Here is a 1,352-nt window from a genome sequence, read left to right as displayed (position 1 = left end):
ACGGCGAGGCGAACGGTCGTTCTCTTTTGTGCGGTTTTAAATTGAGAGAGGAGCCTCTAATGGCTTACAGCATTGATCTGTCGGGGCGTGTCGCCCTCGTGACCGGTGCATCCGGCGGGCTGGGCGCGCAGTTTGCCAAAACGTTGAGCCGTGCCGGCGCAGCCGTGGTGCTGGCCAGCCGCAGGCTGGACAAACTGAAGGAGCTGCGCGCGCAGATTGAGGCCGCGGGTGGCGATGCGCATGTGGTTGAGCTGGACGTGACGGACCACGCCAGCATCAAGGCCGGCGTGGCCCATGCCGAAACGGAAGTCGGGCCCATCGACATTCTGGTCAATAACTCTGGTGTGAGCARCACGCAGCGCCTACAGGATGTGGATGAGGACGACTACGACTTCATCTTCAACACCAATGTGAAGGGTGCCTTCTTCGTGGCGCAGGAGGTCGGCAAGCGTATGCTGGCCCGCTCCCGCGGCGCCGGGCCGGGCAACTATGCCGGAGGCCGCATCATCAACATCGCCTCCATGGCGGGTTTGCGCGTGCTGCCGCAGATCGGTGTGTACTGCATGAGCAAGGCTGCTGTGGTCCAGATGACCAAAGCAATGGCGCTCGAGTGGGGCAAGTTCGGCATCAACGTCAACGCGATCTGCCCCGGCTACATTGACACCGAGATTAACCATCACCATTGGGAAACCGAGCAGGGCAAGAAGCTGGTGCAGATGTTGCCGCGCAAGCGCATCGGGAAACCGCAAGACCTGGATGCATTGCTGGTGATGCTGGCCAGTGGTGAGAGCCACTTCGTCAACGGCGCGGTGATAGYCGCCGACGACGGCTTTGGCGTTTGAATCGATCACAACATCCAATCAATTCGTGGAGAGAGAAACAACATGATGGATTCCGTAGTGCCCTACCTCGGCCCGATAGGCCTGATCTTCCTGGCCTTGCTCGCGGGCGTGGTCAGCCCCGGCCCCAGCTTTGTGCAGGTCGCGCGCATCGCGGTTTCGCGTTCGCGCGCCGACGGCCTGGCTGCCGCGGTGGGCATGGGCCTGGGCGCGTTGGTGTTTGCTTCGCTGGCACTGGCCGGCCTGCAGGCGCTGCTGGCCGCCTTGCCCGGTGTCTACACCGCGCTCAAGGTCGCCGGTGGTCTGTACCTGATGTGGATCGCCTTCAACATCTGGCGCGGCGCGCGCCAGCCGCTGGAGATGGGCGGCGGCGACATGGGCGCCTCGCGCCGAACGGTGCTGCAATCGTTCCGCCAGGGGCTGGTGACGCAGCTGAGTAACCCGAAGATCGTGGTGGTTTACAGCAGCGTGTTCGCAGCCCTTTTGCCCGCACAGTTTCCCTTGCCCGCTGCT

The 1,352-nt window shown here is 63.0% G+C and carries 2 protein-coding genes; both read left to right on the top strand.

Annotated features, from left to right (window positions below; translation table 11 throughout):
- The first annotated feature begins 59 nt into the window (after nt 1-59).
- Nucleotides 60-842, top strand: coding sequence for an SDR family oxidoreductase (locus AC1D0Z_RS21890; RefSeq protein ID WP_477660255.1), 783 nt, complete (start codon nt 60-62; stop codon nt 840-842).
- A gap of 42 nt (nt 843-884) precedes the next feature.
- Nucleotides 885-1,352, top strand: a 468-nt coding sequence (locus tag AC1D0Z_RS21885) for a LysE family translocator (protein WP_477660254.1), incomplete at its 3' end; no start/stop codon positions are given.

This window comes from Polaromonas sp. P1_E3, assembly GCF_056405935.1.
Note: the sequence above shows the minus strand (reverse complement) of the source record. Positions and strands in the feature narration are given on the sequence as shown.